General features: G+C 40.7%; 14 protein-coding genes and 1 pseudogene. 7 read left to right on the forward strand and 8 right to left on the reverse strand.

Features of this window, described 5'->3' with window-relative positions:
- The first annotated feature begins 89 nt into the window (after positions 1-89).
- Positions 90-479 carry a DUF1294 domain-containing protein gene (locus tag PAUR_RS22390; protein WP_192509931.1) on the forward strand — a complete coding sequence of 130 codons (390 nt, stop codon included), beginning with the start codon at positions 90-92 and terminating at the stop codon, positions 477-479.
- On the opposite strand, the gene PAUR_RS22395 is transcribed toward PAUR_RS22390, so the two are convergent.
- From PAUR_RS22395 to soxR, 4 genes are all read right to left on the reverse strand, one after another.
- Complete coding sequence (locus tag PAUR_RS22395) at positions 441-2,606, reverse strand: cation:dicarboxylate symporter family transporter (protein ID WP_225738553.1); 2,166 nt, start codon at positions 2,604-2,606, stop codon at positions 441-443. The two genes, PAUR_RS22390 and PAUR_RS22395, sit on opposite strands and share 39 nt — an antisense overlap.
- Before the next feature lie 178 nt (positions 2,607-2,784).
- Positions 2,785-3,198 (reverse strand): cupin domain-containing protein, encoded by a 414-nt coding sequence (locus PAUR_RS22400; RefSeq protein WP_192509932.1) that lies wholly within the window; start codon positions 3,196-3,198, stop codon positions 2,785-2,787.
- A 113-nt stretch (positions 3,199-3,311) separates the two neighbouring features.
- Complete coding sequence (locus tag PAUR_RS22405) at positions 3,312-5,084, reverse strand: DUF885 domain-containing protein (protein WP_192509933.1); 1,773 nt, start codon at positions 5,082-5,084, stop codon at positions 3,312-3,314.
- Between the two features lie 143 nt (positions 5,085-5,227).
- On the reverse strand, positions 5,228-5,683 hold the full coding sequence (gene soxR, locus PAUR_RS22410) for a redox-sensitive transcriptional activator SoxR (protein WP_192509934.1): 456 nt from the start codon (positions 5,681-5,683) through the stop codon (positions 5,228-5,230).
- 82 nt (positions 5,684-5,765) lie between these two features.
- On the opposite strand from soxR, the gene PAUR_RS22415 reads away from it, so the two are divergent.
- Both PAUR_RS22415 and PAUR_RS22420 read left to right on the forward strand, forming a co-directional pair.
- Positions 5,766-6,224: a flavodoxin family protein gene (locus tag PAUR_RS22415; protein WP_192509935.1), complete on the forward strand. Its 459-nt coding sequence runs from the start codon at positions 5,766-5,768 to the stop codon at positions 6,222-6,224.
- Between the two features lie 65 nt (positions 6,225-6,289).
- A pseudogene (locus tag PAUR_RS22420) lies at positions 6,290-6,778 on the forward strand (IS256 family transposase); the annotation flags it as partial.
- Positions 6,779-7,001: 223 nt separating this feature from the next.
- Here PAUR_RS22420 and PAUR_RS22425 read toward each other — a convergent pair.
- Positions 7,002-8,597, reverse strand: a complete 1,596-nt coding sequence (locus PAUR_RS22425) for a fibrinogen-like YCDxxxxGGGW domain-containing protein (RefSeq protein ID WP_192509936.1) — start codon at positions 8,595-8,597, stop codon at positions 7,002-7,004.
- Between the two features lie 300 nt (positions 8,598-8,897).
- Here PAUR_RS22425 and PAUR_RS22430 point away from each other — a divergent pair, with 300 nt between their 5' ends.
- The 3 genes from PAUR_RS22430 to PAUR_RS22440 all read left to right on the forward strand — a co-directional run bounded on the left by PAUR_RS22430 (position 8,898) and on the right by PAUR_RS22440 (position 13,244).
- Positions 8,898-11,726 (forward strand): reprolysin-like metallopeptidase, encoded by a 2,829-nt coding sequence (locus PAUR_RS22430; RefSeq protein WP_192509937.1) that lies wholly within the window; start codon positions 8,898-8,900, stop codon positions 11,724-11,726.
- Position 11,727: 1 nt separating this feature from the next.
- Positions 11,728-12,111 carry a hypothetical protein gene (locus tag PAUR_RS22435; RefSeq protein ID WP_192509938.1) on the forward strand — a complete coding sequence of 128 codons (384 nt, stop codon included), beginning with the start codon at positions 11,728-11,730 and terminating at the stop codon, positions 12,109-12,111.
- Between the two features lie 158 nt (positions 12,112-12,269).
- The gene (locus PAUR_RS22440; protein ID WP_192509939.1) at positions 12,270-13,244 is read left to right on the forward strand and encodes a sensor domain-containing diguanylate cyclase; all 975 of its coding nucleotides are present in this window, start codon (positions 12,270-12,272) and stop codon (positions 13,242-13,244) included.
- A gap of 47 nt (positions 13,245-13,291) precedes the next feature.
- Here PAUR_RS22440 and PAUR_RS22445 read toward each other — a convergent pair whose 3' ends face one another.
- Entirely contained in the window at positions 13,292-15,892 is a 2,601-nt protein-coding gene (locus PAUR_RS22445; RefSeq protein WP_192509940.1) for a TonB-dependent receptor, read from the reverse strand.
- A gap of 139 nt (positions 15,893-16,031) precedes the next feature.
- On the opposite strand from PAUR_RS22445, the gene PAUR_RS22450 reads away from it, so the two are divergent.
- Positions 16,032-18,155, forward strand: coding sequence for a winged helix-turn-helix domain-containing protein (locus PAUR_RS22450; RefSeq protein WP_192509941.1), 2,124 nt, complete (start codon positions 16,032-16,034; stop codon positions 18,153-18,155).
- Here PAUR_RS22450 and PAUR_RS22455 read toward each other — a convergent pair.
- Both PAUR_RS22455 and PAUR_RS22460 read right to left on the reverse strand, forming a co-directional pair.
- Positions 18,136-19,482 (reverse strand): TonB family protein, encoded by a 1,347-nt coding sequence (locus PAUR_RS22455; RefSeq protein ID WP_192509942.1) that lies wholly within the window; start codon positions 19,480-19,482, stop codon positions 18,136-18,138. The two genes, PAUR_RS22450 and PAUR_RS22455, sit on opposite strands and share 20 nt — an antisense overlap.
- Positions 19,483-19,698: 216 nt before the next feature.
- Complete coding sequence (locus PAUR_RS22460; RefSeq protein WP_192509943.1) at positions 19,699-22,257, reverse strand: TonB-dependent receptor; 2,559 nt, start codon at positions 22,255-22,257, stop codon at positions 19,699-19,701.
- Between the last annotated feature and the right edge of the window lie 31 nt (positions 22,258-22,288).

Consider the following 22,288-nt stretch of genomic DNA (forward strand, 5'->3'; position numbering starts at 1 on the left):
CTTAAATCAATTGAGATAAGATTGATGTAGCGAGAACTAAGCCAGAGCGTTTCGTCAATGCGTATGGGTATAGAAATTAAGGAGAATAATTGAACAGTTTTGCACGCGCTATCGGTCACTCCATACTTTTTTTTAATGGTTTGATGCTTATTTTACTCGGTGTCGAGCGACCTGCTATAGGAAAGTATATTGCAGTAGTTGTGTTGGTAGCCAATGGTATTTTTGTGGTGTTGTTTTGGCTAGATAAACGCCGAGCCTGCAGGCAAGAGAAAAGGCTCAGCGAACTCAGTTTACTCCTTGTATCGTCTTTAGGGGCGCACTTTAGTATGTACGTTGCTCAAGATGTGTTTCACCATAAGTCTAAAAAGTGGCAATTTAACGTTAAGTTGCTTTGTGTACTGCTGTGTCAAACTGCCTTACTTGGGCTCATGTGCTATTGGTTATTGAGTGGGTTGGCGAGTGTACGTGTCAATGAGTGACCAGCGGGTGTCTTTCTTTTGACCTCCTAAACCTAAAATCCAATAGTTATAGGCGTCATGTACTTTACCATTGGCTTTTTGAATATCGAGCCATGAATTAATATAGCTCAGCAGATCCAGATTGCGTTTAGCGATAGCAAACCCAACAGGGTACTTGATGGAACCTTCTTGGGGGACAATTACACCAAATTCAGGGTAAAACATACTCCATGCGAACCCTGCTTCAGCACTGATCACCAGTGCGTCAAAATTATTAGAGTCCGTAAAATATTGCTTTAAATTGTTCAGTTCAGAAAAGTGTATATTGGGGTATTGCTTTGTTACCTTATTTAAAATAGGGCCATATTCTACATGAGCAAACTGTACGCTAGAGAGATTTGTTATATCGCTTTTATGTGTAAAGCGTTGTAATTGGTGATCTTTGGCGAGTAATGCTAATTGCAATTTTAGAACATGATCACTAAATCGAACCTTGGTTAAATCGACCACATTTATTTCTAACCCAGACATAGCAATATCAAAATAGCCTTTGTTAAGGTATTCACTTAATTGGTGTTTTTTAAAGGGGATAAACTCAACTTCGACTTGTAAATCATCAGCAAGCCGATGGGCCAAACTAATATCAAAGCCAACGAGTTCATTTTTTTGGTTAAAGTAGCTAAAAGGGACATTATCAACTAAATAACCAATCCTAATTAAGTTTCGCTTTTGAATAATATCAATGTTGGTGAGCGACAATTCTCCGGAATGATATGCTTTGGGTACGTGGTTTAATACATGTGCAGGGACTGTTTCTGCAATCACCATATTTGCAATGATGTCATCAGCAGCTTTACTGTTGCCTGCTAAATGAGTATTTAGTGTGTAGCTGGCGAACATGAATATGGGTAGGCACACGCTCAATAGTGCAAGGTAATATACCGAGCGTAATCGTTTTAAATGCAGTTGTTTTCGGCAATAGAAAATACTTAAAAATACAAAAGAAAATATATAAATGACCGTGGTAGGTGATACTACTTTGGCACTGAGTACCGACATAGATAAGTACAACTGATAGCTATCGGCTGGAATTTTCAAGCTATCAAGTAAAAACGGGATTGCGATATGCACATTTGCAAAGTAACTCAGCATGGCCGACAGGGTAACATTAGGAATATCAGAAATACCGACTGGACTCCCCGTTAACCATGCTGCGAACATGACGAACATCAATGTGGTGAGTTTACCGAGGCTAGGGAATGTGTAAGCAATAGGCACAAGTACCTCGGCAATGTGATCAGCTTGCTCATCAGCTTGATTGGTTTTTCGCAGGTGCTCTTTTATCCCTTCTGTGATAACCGGCAATACAATAAAGACGTTTCCGGTACTGAAAGCCGTTATCCACGCATTACGCATTACTAGAATAAGGTCCCGGTATTTTATTGGTGTAAAAGCAGCCACTATCATCGGCATGAGTACAAGCATTAAATACAGTCCAAGGCATAATACCAAGACCCAATATACTTGCAGATTATTTAATTGTTCACCACTGAGCGTACCAGCCGTACTGGCGGTCATCGCAAAAATACCAACAGGGAAAATCGCAATGATCTTTTTTGAGATTACCGTTAGTCCCTGTCCAATGACTTCAAGAAAGTCAAGTACCGTTGTTTTACGTTTATTTGCTATTAATGAACTGCCTAAAGCGATACAGAAAATGACGATGGCAGGTACGTTACCTTGTGCTAAAGAGGCGAATGGATTGGCGGGGATATAATGTTCAGCAAAATCGATGGAGGCCGCAGGGCTAATAAGGGCTGGCGAAAAAAATGTCCCAGCGTCATGTTGAGGTAGTGTTAATGCAAAGCACCAAATAGCAGCGAGACCAATGCACCATAAGCTTATCATTACGGTTGCAGCTTTGAGTAAAATACTTTTGACTTGCTCAGGACTAAACTTTCCTAGTCCGACTATCAGGCTTACGACAATATACGGGAATATAGTGATCTGCATCAGCTTAACGAAGCCATTACCTATGGGTTGTAAAAATGCAACGCGTTCACCAAAAATAAGGCCTGTAGCAACACCTAAGATCAGTGCCCACAGCATCCAATTACGACTTTTCAAAAAAGAAAAAAATGTATTCATTGTGTGCATCGCTCAATATTAGCTTCAATTAAGCATAATAGAAAAATAAAAGAGCGGGGATTATAGTGATCGAAACTGACTGGTGTCTGAACTGACTATGCTTAAATTGATTAATAGAAAAATGTGCAGCAATGGATGCTTTACTGTATGTAAAAGAGTAAAGCATAGTTAATGAACGTTATTGCTTAATCGTGATAGGCTGGTTTTCAATACCAGCATAAAAAACCATAATTTCAGCAGTGTCAGTACCGGTATTTACCCCGTAGTGCCATGTGTCTATTACTTCAGTAATAGGATCACCGGCAGTCATTTTGAGCTTTTTCCCTTTTTTGGTTGTAACTAGCAACTCACCTTTGAGTAACACGCCTGCATTAATAACGGGGTGTTGATGCCAAGGCAATGTGACGCCTGGGGCGATAGCTATTTTCAAAATAGTAATTTCTGGTTGACCTTTTGGGTAAGCTGGGAGTGTATTACCGTTCCAGCTTTGCGTTGTTTTTACAATCGTTTCTACTGAGATTGGTACGTGTTTTTCATCAGCGGTACTATAAAAAGATAGTAATACCATAAGGGGTGGTAGAAGATATTTCATTGTTCACCTATGGGTAATTAGAAAGGTGTTTGTGAGGGCAAACACATATAGTTACTATGGGCCTATTGTAAGCAACAGAGTGAACTAGGCTCATTCTGCTGCTTATTATCTCGTTATTGCATCAATTTCGTTATGTACTTAACGGGTGCACTGCCAAAGCTTAAAAATGTTTCATGGAATATTTTCAAGTCGAAGCTATTCCCCAATTTAACTTTTTGTGCCTCACGCAAATCGTAAATTTCTCGGTATCCGCTGTAGTAGCTGGTTAATTGTACTTGGCTAAGGGTTGCTCTGCGCCATTTACCTTGCGCTTCTGCTTGTTCTTGAAATGCCCCATTCATCAGCAAGTCTAGTCCGGCCTCTTTACTAAGTCCTTCGACATGAATAGCGTAATCCAAAATGGTGTTACAGATCACACGTAAATTCCACTTGTAATACATAAGCCACATTTCAGGCTCAAAGTTGCCGTAACCTTCTTCAAGCATCATACGTTCAGTGTATACGGCCCAACCCTCTATCATGGCACCATTACTAAATAGACTTTTAATTAATGAAGGAGATTTGTTCGCGTACACTAACTGAGTGTAGTGACCAGGGATTGCCTCGTGAATATTTAAAATTTGTAAAATCCAATGATTGTACTCACGAAGGTAAGAGCTTGCTTTTTCATCGTCCATGTCGCCAAGCGGCTCGACATTATAGAAGGTGTTGCCTTTGCTTTCGTATGGGCCTGGAGAGCTAATCGAGGCCATCGCGTAACCACGCATATATTCAGGTGTTTTACGGACAACGAGCGGTTTATCAGCATCAAGTGTGATTAAGTCTTTTTCTTTCACAAAGGCTTCAAGTGCAGGGATTTGAGTCGAAATCTCATCAACAAATTTGTGCTTGTCGACGTGTTTAGCTGATAAGTGTTTAATTAATTTTGAGATGGCTTGAATATCGTTCTCTGGTTGCGGTGTTGCAGGAAAATACTTAGGCCATAACTTGTTGGTAATGCAGATCATTTCAGAAGTCACTCTGCCTTTGTCAGCAAGGGCTTTTTGGTACATTTGTTTGGCCGTGTAGCCAGACTGTATATCGAACGCAAATTTTTGTTCATAGAGTGATTCACCAATTCTAAATGAACGTGCGGAGTCCGTGGCAACTAGTTCCTTCTCTAACTTGATTAGATAGTCTATATAACCATGAATGGCGGCTTTAGCGTCGGCAAAACGGCCCTTGAATAGCGCTTTATCGGCACTGGATAAATTAGAACTGCTTAACATTTCTAGCAGTGAATCATCTAATACACTGAAAGCGCCTTGGTTTTGTTGTATTGCGAGTTGAGTATATTCAAGAGTTGGGTTTTCAATATTGTTTTGTGCTGCTTGATAATAGTCAGGCACAAACTTCAAACGATTAAGAACAAGGTTTAATTTTTCGTCAGTGCTTTTAAAACGGTTGTTAAGTAACAATGCAAAGCCACCAGACACGTTATAGTTTGATGGATTCCATTGCCAACTTTTAAATGTTTGGTTGTGCCAAAGGCTTTTCTGTAAGCGGTTTTTAATTAGGTAGTAATCTGTTTGTTGATTCGCACTCAGTGTGTTTATATCGAACTGCTGTAAAGCGTCAAGCTGCGCTTCATTAAATGTATTATTGCTTGCCCTAGTTTGTGCGTTGGGAATTGAAATAATATCATCATACTTGCCATAGCCAGCATAACTTGAGGCTTCCGGATAGTGCTGCCAGTATGAATCTATAAGCGATGCTGCGAATTGTTCGAAACTTTGGTTAACTGAGGTTGTCGATTCGTTTTTGGTGTGGGTTGTTTGGTTGGCAGAGTTGCATGCAGTTAAACCTAACGTAACAACCAATGCTAAGCCGAGAGTCGTTTTTTTCATTATGGATCCGTTCTTAATTGTAATGTACGTATGGTACCAAGGATTACATGTCATCGCATGTCACTCTCTCAGCGTAACGAAGAAATACAACCTTTGTTTGAGGACGATTTTACAGTGCATAAAACATAGGTGAGCGTATGTATTTAGTCATGTTCGAGCAATACGGCCCCACTATTTGATTCTCCTAGAATATCTTCTGGATTATATAGCGGACAACTACTCATAGACAAACAACCACAGCCAATGCATCCATCAACTCTGTCTCTCAACCTCTGCATATAGGCAATTTTTTCATCGAGTTGTACTTGCCATTGTTTTGACAGCTTTTCCCAGTCATGTTTATTGGGGGTTCGGCTATCAGGTAGAGTATTGAGCGTTTCTTTGATCTCTTCGAGAGTAACGCCCATTCTCTGTGCTGCTTTTATGACTGCGATACGTCTGAGAACATCAGGTTTGTAGCGTCTTTGATTGCCATTGTTGCGCCAGCTACGTATTAACCCCTTTGTTTCATAGAAATGCAGCGTTGATACTTTCACATCACTGCGTTTTGCGACATAGCCGACGGGTAAATTGGCTTCTTGTAGTTGCTGAGTGCCCATAAAACTCCTGAATAAAATGCTTTACCTCAAGTCTACTTAAGGTTTTAACATGCTACTAAACATATAGCAAATAAGGACTGTAATGAAAACAATCGTGATATATTCAAGCGCAAATAGACATGGTAATACTGCGACAGTAAGTGAAAACTATGTGTCACAACATGAAGGGGCTGATTCGGTGTATTTAGATGACTTGGTTATTCATGATTATAGTTATGACCATAGGCATAAAGAGGATGATTTTCGCCGTATATTTTTACAAGTGTTACAATACGACCATGTGGTATTTTCATCTCCAGTATATTGGTATGCCGTTACCCCGAGAATGAAGGCATTTTTTGACCGAATTACAGAGTTTATGGATGATGATGCACTTAAAGCGTCATTAAGGCAATTAAGAGGCAAACGTTTTTCGATACTGACCAATTCAATTAGTAGCGCTGCCCCCGCGCCGATGTTAGAAATGATGATTAAAACATGTGAATATTTAGGTATGAAAGAACAGGCACATCAGCACTTTCAATTTCCGGTATCGATTTAATAATGTGTACTTTAGTGTAATAAAAGGCCATAGTTTATGGCCTTTTTAAATGAGTTACAGGGTCTCTCATTGCCTGTGTTGATGGTCTCAAAGGTTTTCCTGATGCAATTAATGCCGTTTCCCCTGACACCCAAATTCAACTCTGTATTGTGCATATGGTACGTAATTCACTCAAATTCGTCCCGTGGAAAGACGACAAAGCGATCACGGTTGATTTAAAGCGAATATATCAATCCATAACAGAAGATGAAGCCTTGATGTCACTCGAGCAGTTTGAGCAACGTTGGGATAGTAAATATCCCGATATATCACGCTCATGACATAATAACTGGCGAAATTTCAGTACGTTACTCAACTATCCTGAGGATATCCGTAAGGCCATTTACACCACCAATACGATAGAATCACTCAACAGTGTTATTCGTAAAGCCATCAAGAAACGTAAGCAATTTCCACATGATGATTCAGCGAGGAAAGTTATTTACTTAGCGATTGAGCAAGCATCGAAAAAATGGACAATGCCAATAAGAAATTGGAAAACGGCCTTGAATCGTCAGAATAATGACCTTATTTTACGTAATAAAGTAGCTCATTTTGGTGGTGCCGAGAGCTTTCATCCGTGCCATTTGGCCAAACATCAAACTTTGTACTTGAGTTGGGGGCTTGAAATACTGACGCGCCTTGATACGTGTAAGAATTAATGCGAGTCGAGTCTTTATCGCCTAAAATGACACCCGCATAATCCCATGAAGCATTGCAATTGGCATCTTCATGAAGTCAAATTAAGCCATATTCCCCTTCAGTTGATAAATTGGCTAAGTCATCTTCCGAATGAATATTTCGACAATTTGCATTGATCATCTTCGTTTGTGTAACTGCCGTAATATTTTGATGTTCATCAATGAACATCATGCCGCCTGTGACGGTTTTTCTCAGTGCCTGCCAACGTTGTGACTGCATCACCGCATATGAATTTGGAGATATAATATCTCCTGCAACGATATTTTCGATGTTATCTTTATGGTTGGCAAACAAGGTCCAGCCACCCCCTTGATGTTCCATATCACACCATACTTTAAATGGTTCAACCCCTAAATGTGCGCCGTCTGGGTCTATTTCATATAAATCTGATTGGGCATCAGTAAATTTATTTTTGATATCTAAGCAATTTTTACCAATGCCACTAACTTTGTCTTCTAGAATGCCTACTTTAGATTCTAGCAATGCGATACGCGCAAGTAACTGTTGATATTTTTGATCTTGTTTAAATTGTTCAGCGTCATGGTAAGCTTTTGTTGCTAAGTGGTTTGCTTGGGTTGGAGTGGCAGCTATCACGTTACCAACCACGTCTAATTGAGCTGAAGGGGTAAGCGTGCCTATGCCTACGTTAACGTGAGTGACAACGCTATTTGTGAGGTCTTGCCATGATGATGTTCCTGCGACTCCTTGAATTCCTTTATCGCCTTTAGCACCGACATTACCGGTATCTCCTTTGTCTCCTTTGATACCAACGGCACCTACATCACCTTTATCGCCTTTATCACCTTTGTCGCCCTTATCACCAGCAGGTGCTGCGGCTACCTGCCACGATGCACCATCGCAAAATTGCAGTTCAGATAAGGCAATTTCATATTTTAAAATGCCAATACTAGCGTTATCACATGAGGTTGAAGTTTCGGCATTTGTTGATGTAGATGGTGTGCTACTAAACAAGCTTGGGTTTGATTGGCCGACGTACTCAGCATAGTTTGAGTAGCCATCTCCATCTAGGTCAGAGTATTTATCATCATTACTGTATGTGTTAGTCGCATTGGCATTTTCCCAAGTGTCGGGAATACCGTCTGCATCGCTATCAGTTTGCATTCCTGAAAGAGAGATGTTGTCGATAAATACCATGGCGTTATTTGAAATGTTTTTTATTGAAAGTGAAGCTTGTTCATGCGTTGCAAGTAAGCTTTTGAGTGGTTCAGATACTGTTATTTGGGTATGAAATTGGGAAAAAAAGTTTGTTTCTTGTAAAGAAAGAGTGGATAGCAAGACATATTCATCATTGACATGGAAGCCAATTTGAAGATGTTGTTCTTGAATATCCAGATCATGCAACTTAGCATCAAACCTTAACCAATACAGCTCATGAGATAGCTGTTTTGTCTCGATGGTTTGCGCCAATGAAGAATGTGGCGGTAATTCGGCGATATTACCAAACTTTTCAAGTTTAGAGATCGATACATTGTTGGTGAATACCGAGCTACTCCAGTGTTGGGATGTTTTTTCAAAGGCACCATTGTTCAGTAACTGTTGTGCATTTGCCAATGGAAAAAGGCAGCAGGTCATAGTTAGGGTAATTAAGTGCAGTTTTAACTTTGAAGTCACTATAAAATCTTTGATTTATTTAAGTTAAATAGCAATTAATGAGCGATTTAATTGCGTATTATAATATATAAAAGTATGAATTAATTTATTTTAATTGAGTATTTAGGTTGGTGTTGTGTTGAGTGTTAGGGAGGAGGTAATACAGTGTTGTGAACCTATCAAATTGTTCTATATATACTTTTTATGTTTTTTTAAAAAGCTCAGGCAATTCACTTACAGGCTTCTATACTGATTAAGTTAAATAAAATGTTGGAATCAATGATGAACATAGTTGTGTACAGTCTAATAATAGGCGGTAGTATGTCTACCGCTTTATCCAATGAGCAAAGTAACTGGTCATGGCAAGCCATAGACGGCAGTTTATCAAAAACTGCCATGCAAAAAGGTACTGTCAATCCGAGCGAGCGATATTTCTCAGCTGATATTCAAAAGGCACAGAAAGATTTGATGGCTGTGGCACTCAATGACAGCTCAATACGCATTAGTTTGCCAACGTTAAGCGGCAAATTTGTACAGTTTTCTATCTCACATGACTCAATAATGGCGCAGGCGCTGCAAGAAAAGTTTCCATCCATTCGCAGTTTTGCAGGTTACGAAGTAGGTAATTCAAGTAATAAAGGTCGATTTGATATCGGGCCAAATGGCGTGCATGGCGTTTATTACATTAATGGGGAGCGTCTATATTTAGATCCTGCGGACAGCGGTATTTTAAAGCTTTATAAAAAAACAGCTAGACAGCAGGCGTGGAGCGATGAGGTGCTCACGCCTGAACTGGACGTATTAACACTTAAAAACACACAGTCGCGTGGACCCTTGATTGGTAATGGTGGCAACGTAGATTTTGTGACGTATCGTTTAGCGGTAACAACCAGTGATGAATATACTGCTTTTTTTGGTGGCAAAGTGGGGGCAATGAATGGCATTGTGACGACCATAAATAGAGTGAATCAGGTGTTTAAAACCGACCTTGCTGTTAAATTAGAGCTGATTGCGAACAATGATGCCCTTATTTTTGAAGCTAATGACCCGTATGATAATGGCAATGCAGACGACACTTTAGGCGTTGTTCAAACTCAAATAGATAGCATAATTGGTACGGCGAATTATGATGTAGGCCATCTTATGGCCACAGCGGGGGCCGGTCTAGCTGGTTTAGGGGTTGTGTGTTCGGAAGGTGCAAAAGCATGGGGTATGACGGGGATTTCTACGCCTCAAGGTGATGCATACGATGTTGATTATGTAGCCCACGAAATTGGGCATCAGTTTGGCGCTAATCATACCTATAATGGTTCAAGCGGCTCTTGCAATACGCGAGTGGGTTCTGCGGCGTATGAGCCAGGCAGTGGCATAACCATAATGAGCTATGCTGGTATTTGTGGTGACGATAACTTGGCTCAAAATTCCATTGCCATGTTTCATTCACACAGTATTGATGAAATGAATACGCATTTAACGACGGGATCAGGATCTACCTGTGGTACACCTGTGGGAATTGGTAATAATGCGCCCATTTCAGACGCAAAGTTAGATTACACTATTCCAATCAATACGCCATTTATGCTATCGGGTTCTGCCACAGATCAAAACACTGCAAATACATTAAGTTATGCATGGGAGCAAATGGATTTGGGGGCCACAACTTTAGGGGCATCCCAACTCATTGATAATGGTGAAGGACCATTGTTTAGGCCTTATTTACCTAGTAGTGGCGCGACACGTTATTTTCCAAAGCTTGAAGATGTGATGAATGGGACGACTACGAAAGGCGAAGCGTATCCAACAACAAATCGAACTATGAATTTTCGGTTAGTCGTTCGAGATGGAGAGGGCGGGGTAAATTATGACGCAATGACCGTTACCTCCACAACGTCTGCGGGTCCATTTGCAATAACATCTCCTACCTCTTCAACTATGTTAGAGGGAAGTAATTCAGTCAATGTGCAATGGAATGTTGCCAATACAGATCAGACGCCCGTTTCGTGTGCAAATGTTAACATTATGCAGTCATCAGGCGACACATCATTTGAGCAAATGTTACTAGAAAATACACCGAATGATGGTTCTGAAACGGTTAGTTTAGCAGGCAGTGCCGATAATAAAGCCAGGGTAATGGTGAAATGTAGTACAGGGATCTTTTATGCATTATCTCAAGAGTTTCAACTGGGCAGTATTATTTCTATTACTGCACAAGACACATTGAGCATGAACGAAGACGCAAGTCTATTGTTGACGCCAGCGATGTTTACGGTCATTAATCAACAACCCGATTCGACATTAACCGTTACAGTTTCGACAGGCACAAACTATACAGTTAATGGTGAGGCAATTACACCTACGTCCAATTTCTTTGGTGAATTAACGGTTCCCGTGAGTGTCAGCGATGGTAATAATTCCAGTGTTAACTTTTTAACCAAGGTTAGCGTAGTCGCTGTGAATGACGCCCCCACAATTACAGGTCAACAAGATATAGCGGTTAATGAAGATGCATCGTTAACGTTAAGTTTAACGCATTTTAATATTGTGGACATCGACAGTACGAGCTTCACATTGACCGCACAACAAGGTGATAATTACACGTTAGACGGTTTAAAAGTAACACCCTCCACTAACTATAACGGCGCATTAACGATTCCTATTACTGTCGCTGATGAGTTAGGTGCTTTGGTTGATTTTAGTGCTCAAGTAACCGTCACGGCCATTAATGATGCGCCAGTGGCAACGGCTGATAGTGGTACGGTTGTCCAAGGTGAAACCGTAGAATTGAACGTGTTAAACAATGATACAGACATAGACAGTAGTGAACTGAAAATAAGCATGGTTGATTATAGCGGGACAGGCACTGTAACTATTAGCGGGGCGGTGCTCATTTACCAAGCGAGTGCTGACTTTACAGGGCAAGAACAATTTAGCTATGAAGTCGACGATAATAATGGTGGAAAAGGAATAGGTACGGTTACTGTTGATGTTACGGAAGCTGTTGTTGAGCCAACGCCAGAACCAACACCCACAGTGCCAGTTACACCTGCGGAGCCTGTATCTGATTCAGGTGGTAGTAGTGGTACTTTGTTCTTCTCAGGGATCATTTTAATGCTTATTGCCTTCAGACGGTTTATTGCATGGAGGTTTTAAGATGTTGAATTACAAGCATCTTATCTGGATTTGTTTACTAGGTGGTTGTGTGGCGACTAACTCAACAGATAAAAGTGCTACACCTGAGCTCGTTAATGAGCTCAGGGCGTTAACGTGGTTTGGTGAGCAGCGTGTTGAAGAGGTGATCCAATTACACCAACAGCAAAAAGTATATGGCTTAATTGCGTTAAATAGACGGGGGTATTTTTATCCAAAAATTGGTATGTCTCGAAAACCGCTTAAGTTGAAAGCAGGCTGCATGACTTGGTTGTTATCTAGTTCATCTGATGTCATAACAAGTGATAGTAACAAGGACCTTAGGGTCTCACAGCAGAAATTTTCAAGCCGTTTTAACGAAGCCATGGCGCCAAATTGCTTGGAATAAAGGTCTCCTTTAAACCATACAAAAGTGGTGTCGCATAATAGGTCAAACAGGGGACGTTTGGCCTTTTTTATTGAGAAAAAATATCTGATCATTGAGTGGGTCAACGCTGCTTTGTTGCCAAAGTTAGCTATAGTTACAGGAGTGCTTGAGGTAATAATATGATCGATATTAATAATTGTTTTGTGAAACACCCCCATCCTTTTTTCGATTGTCAAAAATGGCAGCAGCTGGTTAATACACTTGCAGAGCTATATGACGCGGCCAGTGGTACAGTTGTTCAGCTCAGAGAAGATGAGTTTAATGTTGTTGCGACCAGTTCTAATGATGATAATTTTTTAGCTCAAAATAGCAACTGGCCCTGGGAAATGCGCAGTTTTTGTCGACATATGATGGAAACAAAGCAATCATTGTATGTTGGTGATGCAGCTAATCATGCCATGTGGTGTCAAGTACAGCCTGTGAGTGAAGGGCCTGTGCGCTCATACTTAGGTTTTCCACTGTTTTGGCCAGATGGTGAACTGTTTGGCTCGATTTGTGTTATCGATACTAAAGTGACAGATTACCCACCAATTTTGGTGCAGCTCCTTTCGCAATTTAAAACAATTATAGAGGGAGATTTACGGCAAATTGTTGATTATGAAAAAATAAAGTTACTTGCGTTAGAAGATGAACTCACCGGTATAAATAATTTACGTGGATTTAACGTACTCGCAAAACAAAGGCTAAAAGATGCACACCGGTTTATGCAGCATGTTGCCATTGTCTATCTTGATATTGATAACTTAAAGCAAGTGAATGATGAATATGGCCACCAAAGCGGTGATCACTGTATTGTTGCATTAGCAACGCTATTGAAAAGGGCAAGTAGAGATGCTGATATTAAGGCACGGGTTGGTGGAGATGAGTTTGTAGTTATGTTGTTATCATCAAGCGACGCGTTTATTTCGCACTGGTGCAAGAGTTTAATAGAAAAATATGCGGGGGTGTTGAAAGATAAGCCCTATACTCAACTTATAGGTGTAAGTGTAGGATACAGTATTTACGACCCCGTTGATAAAGTACCTTTAGAAGACATGGTTGAGCGAAGTGATAATGCTATGTATGCGAATAAACAAGCTAAAAAGCGTGCTTAACCTCATTTTCATGGGTATATCTGGGCCCTATTTGTATTCGTGATAGTTTATAGTTGGTAACGAACGCCAATATAGAAACGTCTTCCATTGCTGTAAATTCCTGTTGGTGCAAACATATTTCTTTCGTAGCTATATAAAATTTCGTTGGTTAAATTAATAAAATCGAACGTGACTTTGATTTTTGGGGTTACCGAAAGTGTGACGTTACCGTCGAGTTGACCATAATCATCAGTTATCGTTTCGCCAACACCGGTGGCAAATTCTGTCCGAAAGTTATAAGCAAGGCGCGTACTGATAAAGTGATCTTCATAATAGGCTGTGATATTAAAACTGTGTTTTGAAGTGCCTGGTACTCGGTCTTTTTGCGAGGTGAGGTTTTGTACACGAGTGCCATCGACGTAAGTATAGTTGGTAATTATGCCAAACCCATAAGCGATATATTGTTGATAACTTAGTTCGACTCCTCTGACACTTCCGCCGTTACCATTGATAGGTCGGTCAATTGACATTAAAATATTTTCATGGCGCTCTAACTCCCTTTTGAACTCGATAAAGGAGTCGACATTTTTATTGAAAACCGCTGCAGAAGTAAGACCACCTTCTTGAAAGTACCACTCAATACTGGCGTCAAATTGTGTGGCGCGATAAGGGTCTAAATCAGGATTCCCTCCTTGGCCTTGTGCTTGGGTCACATTGTAGTTAGTTGATGGCATTAGGTGGTTAAATTGTGCTCGCGACATGACCCGAGCAAAAGAAAATCGAGATACAACATCATCTGCCAGTTCAATGTTGAGGTTGATACTGGGTAACAAATCTAAATAGGATTTTTTGTCGTTAACCCATTTAAGTTCAGTATTCACTGAATTAACTGGGAGCTGTTTAAGTGCTGCGGCATTTTGCCAAGTCGAAACGGCTCTAACACCTAAATTTAATCGATAAAAATCACTGTCTAAAGCTAATTTAAAATACCCAGCCAATGTTCGTTCTTCGATGTTAAATCGACTGGCTCGCTCCACGGTTTGTACAAAACCGAGTGACTCAAAGTCATTGTTTAATTGCGCAATATTGACAAAGCTATATTGTTTCAGTGTTTGTTCGTTGCCGATATCGTGTAGGAAATCATTCGCAACAGTAGCAGGGTAATTTGCTAACGTGGTGTTTAATTGCCCTGCGAGTCCATTTAAACCGCCATTGATTGACCGTAGGCGACGGAAATCTCGTTGGTGTTCTCGATACTTAAGGCCAACTTGAATACTCGATATAATTGGGTGCTCAAGTTGATAAGTAGAGTCAATTTGTGCGAAGTGTGCTTTGTCATCACCATGCTGCGCATCTTTTCTTGCTTCGGTTAGGAACCAGCGCTGTGCATCGAGAGGGGAAATGTCATATTGGGCTATGATGTTTTGTTCTTGTCGTGTATCGACACTAAATTGGGTATTTGCAGAAAATTGTGACGTGCTGTCTTCGCTGGTTCCGCCTTGCGCGTGACTGAAACCTATTTGGTATTGAGTTTGCCACACAGGGCCTGAATATAATAAATCGAAATGAATGCTCTGTGTTCTTATTTTAGAATTACGCCAAATGGCCTCCATGCTGGTATTGAACATTTCATTCTCTAGTTGGCTATATTGTCCGTAAGTCAGCGTTTTTTTGTTGAGGACAGCCCCTTTTATCTTGCCACCTAAATCTAAAACTTTTGCGGGTTGCCATAAAAAGTTTTGATTTGTGTTGTCGGCTTGTAATTCTGAGTGAAGTAGGTGTGCGTTCAACTGCCAATGGTGGTTGAACTTATATGCGAAATTGGCTGAGACAGTTGATAAAATGCGCTCTTGCTTAAATATTGCTGAGCCCCCTCCGCCTGGCGTCCAAATATTTGACAGGTTTTCATTTGCGGCTTTTTTAACTGGCACTAAATCATGGTTATTATCAAATTGGTAATTTCGCTCATGCCAGCCCCATGACTCTAAACCATCACGACGAAGTTGCCTTTTATTTTGAGTGGCCGTAAATAGTGCTGCGAAATCTTCATTGGGGTTTTTATAGTTAAAAATTACGGACAGTTGAGGGTCAAGTTCTTTTGATAAATCATTATACTGTAGCTGAGTATTTAGTACCAAAAAGCGGTTATCCGTGAGTAAAGGGTCTAACGTTTTAATATTGATAGCTCCGCCTAGAGAGCCCTCGTCTTGATCTGCTTGCGGGGTTTTATATACTTCGAGAGAAGCAATAATATAGGCAGGTAACAAAGTAAAGTTAAAGCCACGATTTGGCTGAGATGAAATCCACCAATCAGCAGATGCTAAGTATTGACCATTTAGGTAGGTTCTATTTTGTTCTGGCGTTGTGCCCCTAACGCCGACTCTTTCACCTTCACCTTGTATTCTAGATAAAGATATTCCGGTAATACGTTGTAAGGCTTCTGCGACATTTTTATCTGGAAACTTACCTATTTCTTGGGCGCTAATAGAGTCTGTTATTTGATCACTAAATCGCTTATTATTAAGAGATTTGACAACGCTGTCATGAAATCCCCTAATTTGTATTTTTTCAAGCGTGTTGTCACTCGTTTGCTGCGGTGTATTTGCTAATAGAAGTGTAGGAAAGAGCAATATTTTTAATAAGAATAATGAATAACGACGATGAACCATTTAGCTTCCCCATACAGCTTTGGGTAAATAAACCCGTTTTTGCGTATTGTACTATTGATAATCAGTGTATTATTAATGCCAAATATCATACTCTTTTATTACGGTTTTAACCATACCTTTACATTGTACTTAGGACACTATGCAGCAGAATAGGCCCAAAAAACTGTTAATTAATGATGTTGAATTAGACGTTGTTGGGTTACGCGTCAAAGTGGCTGAGCAATGGCGTACGATTGAAGTAAAGCAATTGGCACTGCTACAGCTATTGTTAGACAATGAAGGTAAAACAGTGTCGCGTGATACCATTATCACAACGTTATGGCCTGATATTATCGTCAGTGACAATTCAGTCAGTCAGTTGGTTGTTCAACTGCGTAAAACGCTCGGTGATGATAAAAGTAGGCCGCAATTTATAAAGACAGTTCCTAGGGTTGGTTATCAGTTAATTGCTGCCGTAAATGATGTGCCAGACATCGCCTCGAAACTCATCAAAGCACAAGAAAATAGGCCTATATACTGGCTTTTAGGGGGGCTGTTATTTGGCGCTGTAGGTTATAAGGTTACCGGGGCTCTGCTTACAACCCCCGCTCATACTATTGACTATAAATATCAATCTAGGCTAACAGCCTCACCAGGGGCAGAAGTTTATTTACGCTATTCTCCCGATGGGCGTTATTTGGCATTTAGTCACGTGGGTAATAATCAAGAACAGTTTGATCTATCCGTCATTGATATGAAAACTCAGTCTTTACATAACTTAAAGAGTACAGGGTATAGCGAAGAAGCGCCGGTTTGGTCCGCAGATGGAAAGTGGCTTGCTTATTATCGGTATGATCCATTTTCATGTACTGTCCGCGTATTTTCTGTTGATAGTACAATAGAAATGTGGCGCTTGAGTCCTGAAACGGCTTTATTTGAATGCGATCCAGCGCAAGGGCCTAAACCTTTATTTTGGCCAAAAGAAACTGCAATTTATGCGCAGCAATGGCGCGATGATGATGTAAAAATTACGCGTTATCATCTTGAATCTGAAAATAGCTTCATTATCACAAAAGAGACTGAATACTCAGATAGCCAAGGTATGCTACATGATGTAAATCCAAACAACCAAATGCTGCTATTCTCGCATGCTAAGCAGGGAAAAAACCAACTGCTATCAAAGAGTGAATTTCATGGTGATCTAAATAAAAGGTTGTTAAGTGCAGATGCCAAAGGCCCTGTTGTATGGGGAAGAGAATCTGGTACCTATTGGACAGGTGACGACTCATTAAGTCTTTCAGATATTGCTGGGAAATCGCAAAAAATACATACGCCAAATGGCGTTATTACAGATATTGCGGTTGACTTTAATCATGGCCATGTAGCGCACTCAGAAGGGATTTCTCAGGTCAATTTGTATCATTTAGATACATCGAATGAAAGTGACAGTTCTGATTTAATCGCGATTTCTTCCGCGGCGAAACTAGACATACTAGCGGAGGTTTCACATGATGGACACTGGTTTGCGTTTGCTTCTTATGATCAGCAAATAAAAAGCCAACGTGCGCAAGTTGAGATCTGGGTTAAACATAGACAAAGGCCTACCGCGAGCTTACTTGCGTTGTTACCAAGCCAAGTATTTCCAAAACAGTTGCTTTTCTCACCAAAAGGGAACAACTTACTGATTGTTTCTAATCGTGGTGATACCTACTTAATTAATTTGTTTTCTAAGAAACTTGTCACCATCATTCAAGATTACAATAAAACACGGAATATGGTTTGGAGTGCTGACGGGCAATCAATCAATTATCAAGCGAGACATTCAGAGGGCACTTGGCAGTTATGGCAATACTCATTGAATGAAACGACAAATCGATTGCTGTCTAAGGATGTTAAATCTATTGATGTAGATGAGTTAGCATTGGCGTCTAAAAATCAGAGTTTTACAGGTTTTTTGGATGATGCTACGTCCTATTTGTTGAAATATACTGCACAAGATATCGACCCAAATCAGCTTCGTGCTTCGCTTCGTTTATATCAGCCAGCCTTATTTGAGAAAGGCATTTATTACGTATTACGTCAGGGTCATCAGCTGTATTTGTATTGTTATTACACCGACAGACAAGAAAACGTGAGAGTTAGAGCGTTAGGTACGTATCTTTATGATATTAACGTTCCACTTTCGCTAAGTACTGACTGGCGAGGAGAGCATATACTCATTAATAAAGTGGATGGAATAGAAACGGACATTGTGTTACATCACTTTACTCCAAAGACGCAATGAACGAATCAATCTGATGAGTAGACCATGCTCTAGAAAGAGCCGATTTTTTGGCCTTTAACGCGAGTGCTTTAGCTGCAGGTTGAACTGGGGCTAGTTGCGCTTGATAAAGTAGTAGAGTGGGGTGGTCATTATCTAAAGCGCGTGCTTTGTTTATCCATTTATGTATTGTTTCACTTGCGGTGTCATTGCGTATCAGCTCCTTGATGAGTGTCAACTGAGCTCTGAGGTGTTGCTGTTGTGCTGCACGCTTAAGCCATTTAATGCCTTTATTTGGTGCATAATAACTTTCAGTTTTTTGTAAATAACTAAGTCCGAGCCTGAATTGCGCTGCCGCTAGGTTGTGGTCTGCGGCTTTATGTAGCCAATTTTGGCCAACCAGTTTATTCGGGTGCGATGTTTCTGTGCTCATTAAGCTGGTGGCGAGTTTATATTGAGCTAAAGGATAATTGTTCTTGGCTGCGGCTAATAATAAGGCTGCATCTGCATTATCATCTCGCCAGTGATATTTTAATAGCCTGCTTGCATTATACTTATCAGAGTTTAACCATTGAGAAATGTAATATTGTATTTTGCCGTTTCCTTGTTCTGCAGCATCAATATGTTGTGTTATTTCTCGTTGATACTCTTTTCTCTGTGCTCCCAAACTTTTGTCATATTGCTTACCTTTGAAAGTGGTGAAATGGTATGTCAAAGAACGATTGAATATCGGGGTCGTAACATCGTATTTCCAATGTGTTAAAGCATTCAGAATACTGGCTGTAAAGGTATTCTTTGGGTGACTGTCAACAATAGATATATCTGTGACATTACCATTGTCGTCAATATCAAATTCGGCCCATACCCAACCTTCAAGTCCTAGTCGCCGAGCTTCATCTGGATATTTTGGGGGAACATAAGTTGTTCTAGACAGAGAGGGGGTGGAATTGGGCGTCAAAGCAGGAAAGAGCAGTTTAGAAATAACATCGTAAGAATAGAGTTTTTGTAATGTTTGGTACATATCGGTCATAGCATGAGGGTCATTATAACTTTGTAATACCAGCTGTGCCGTCTGTTGCGCATCGTGTGAACCAAACTCACCAGCAAGCATGAACCATGCATAAGCACGAGGTTTACTTTGTGTGACCCCTTGACCATGTAAAGACATGACGGCCAAATTATACATCGCATCAGCATTACCTAACTGTGCTAATTGCTCGAATGAGTTATACGCAGAGCGGTAGTTTTTATTCTGGTAAGCGACAGTAGCACTATATAAATCTGCAAATACGACTTGGCTTTTAATTACTAAGCAGATGCTTAGTATGACAATCAGTCGGTTGAAATTCATAGTGCCTTATTGATTTATGATGAAAAGATAACAGGGCGGATAACCCAATAATTTCCTTACAATCGATTGTACTGTTTTATTTTATAAATACCAGTTTCCGAACCTATATCAGGTGGATAAAAGAAAAAGCTGATAGCAACTGCTATCAGCTTTTGCCCCGGGCAAGGAGCGTCCATCCATGGATAGTCGAATCTGTGTTAGCTATACAATCTTCGACTAGAAGTTAAATCTAATACCAGCAACAAAGCGACGGCCATCGGCATACACACCCGTGAGAGCATGCTCAACGCCCTCTTCTTGGTAACTAAACGTATGCTCGTCTGTTAAGTTAACGGCTTCAAAAACAGCGGTAATATTTTCGGTAACGTTGTAACTCAGTGTTGCGTCAATTTGGCCATAGGCATCTTGGTATCCTGGCCATGCTCTACCAGTATCATACCCTGTTCGGTAGTTGTATGAAATTCGACCGCTATATGTCTCTGTTTCATAATACGTACTAAAGTTGAACGTACTTTCAGATATGCCAGGAATAAGAATATCATTACCGTCAACATCTTTGGACTCGCCATCTACGTAGGTGTAATTGGCTGAGATACCGAACCCTTCAGATATTTCAGTTTGAAAGCCTAATTCTAAGCCTTGTAAGGTGCCAGACGGACCGTTAATCGGACGACTAATCTCAATCGGCACACCGTCAAATATTTCTGTTTGCGTATTATTCCCAAGTGTTGATTGCAAATCCTTATAGAATATCGCCGCTGAGAATATGCCAGCTTCAGAGAAGTACCATTCATATCCAATGTCAAATTGCGTGGCACGATATGGATCAATTTTTGAATTGCCACCAGTTCCAACACGCGTTTCAGTATTGTAAGTTGTGGCATTGGTCATTGCTGCATAGTCAGGGCGAGTCATAACTCTCGCTGCGCCAAAGCGCAGTAACATATCTTCATCAAGGTCAATGGCAAGGTTAATACTGGGTAAAATATCAAAATAGCTGGTGTCTTCTTCTTTCCAAACTTTAGCATCAGCCGGGCCGACATAAGCACCGGTTGTCTGTTGTGTTTCTACCAACCTGACACCAAGGTTACCGCGCATACCTTCAACATCTATATCTGCTTTAATATAACCGGCCAAAATCTCTTCTTTGATAGCGAAGTTACTATCGTGAAGCAATCCGTATTGCCAATCTAGCGCATCGCCAGCTGCACGTGTTGTAGTGAGGTCTGTCATTGCATAATTTCGTAACGTGTCGTTTGTACCAATGCCAGACAAAAAGTCACTGGGGGAGGCAAATGAATAGTCAGCTAAACTCCAGTTTAAGTCCGTTCGTGTTTGTGAACGTAAGCGAACATTTTCTCTTTTATGGTCTCGATACTTAGCACCTATCTTAATTTTGCTAAACACAGCTAAGTCAACCGGTCGTTCAAAATCAGTTTGAAGATAGTACTCTTTATCCAATGCATCGTTGCTGTCATAACGTAAGAAGCCGAGGTCCCATTTACTGCCATCAGCAGGGTCATTGGCATAGCTGGTTCCAATGCTTTCTTTTTGTGACGCATTAAAGCTATGAACAGCATTGCCTTCCCATCCCACACTCCGGTCTGTTTGTGTTCCACCAGAGCCTTCCGTGACACCTATGTGGTATGAAGAACTCCACAGTTCACCTTCATGATCTAATTTTAAGTCATAAGATTTGGTTTTGAGCTTTGAATTACGAATTTTCGTTTCATCAAGAATATTATTGCCGTCAGGAGAAAGGCCCATTGTGCCCGCTTGTGCAAACTTCCCTACTTTGTCGTGTTCAACAACGTCTAAAGAGGTGTATTGAGAGTTACCATAGCCTGGAAGCCAGAGAAAGTTCTGGTTTGCATTGTTAGCCTCCATTGTAGAATCTAGCGCGTTGAAAGTAATATCTGTGTTGTCAGATGGACGATACTGAAGTGTTAAGTTGAACCCCGTTCTAATGCGTTCTTGAGTGAACATGGCTGAGCCACCACCACCGGGCGTATACACATTGTTTATTTCAGTACCATCTTCTAAGGTAATGTCACGATGTGACCAGCTCCATGCTTCGATACCATCGCGTCGTAAGTTTCGTTCTTGCCTAAATACGGAAATTAAAGCACCAAATTTTTCTTCACTGTCTTTCCAGCTATACAAACCCGCTACTTGAGGGTCGGTTTCGCCAGAAATTTCACTGTGCTGCATAAGAACTGAGCCCGCAATCTTATTGGCATCAAGATCGAGTGGTTTTCGAGTACGTACAATTACTGTACCACCAATAGACCCCTCATCTATATCGGCTTCTGGTGATTTGTATACCTCTAGGCCTGAAACAATTTCTGATGGCAACATGGTGTAGTTAAAGCCTCGGCTGGCTGACGAGTCGACCCACCAATCTGCAGAACCAACGGCTTGGCCATTTAATAGGGTTCTATTTTGATTCTCTGATGTACCTCGGATACTGATGCGCTCGCCTTCACCAAAGTTTCTACTCATTGATACACCGGTAATACGCTGTAGCGATTCGGCAACATTTTGGTCTGGAAACTTACCTATGTCTTCAGAAGTGACGGCATCGACGATAGAATTTGCGTAGCGTTTAGTATTGATTGACTTAACCACGCTGCCACGAATACCTCGTACTTGAATTACTTCTACTTCATCTGTTTTTGCACCCGCTGCATGTGCAAATGAAGAAACTCCGGCTGTTGATGTCATTAACAGGCTGCTAATGATTAAAGTAAGTTTGTTTTTCTTATTGGTGAGCATGTTTAGTCCCCTTGGTTGCATTTTATATATG

This window comes from Pseudoalteromonas aurantia 208 (genome assembly GCF_014858725.1).
Classification (GTDB): Bacteria; Pseudomonadota; Gammaproteobacteria; order Enterobacterales; family Alteromonadaceae; genus Pseudoalteromonas; species Pseudoalteromonas aurantia.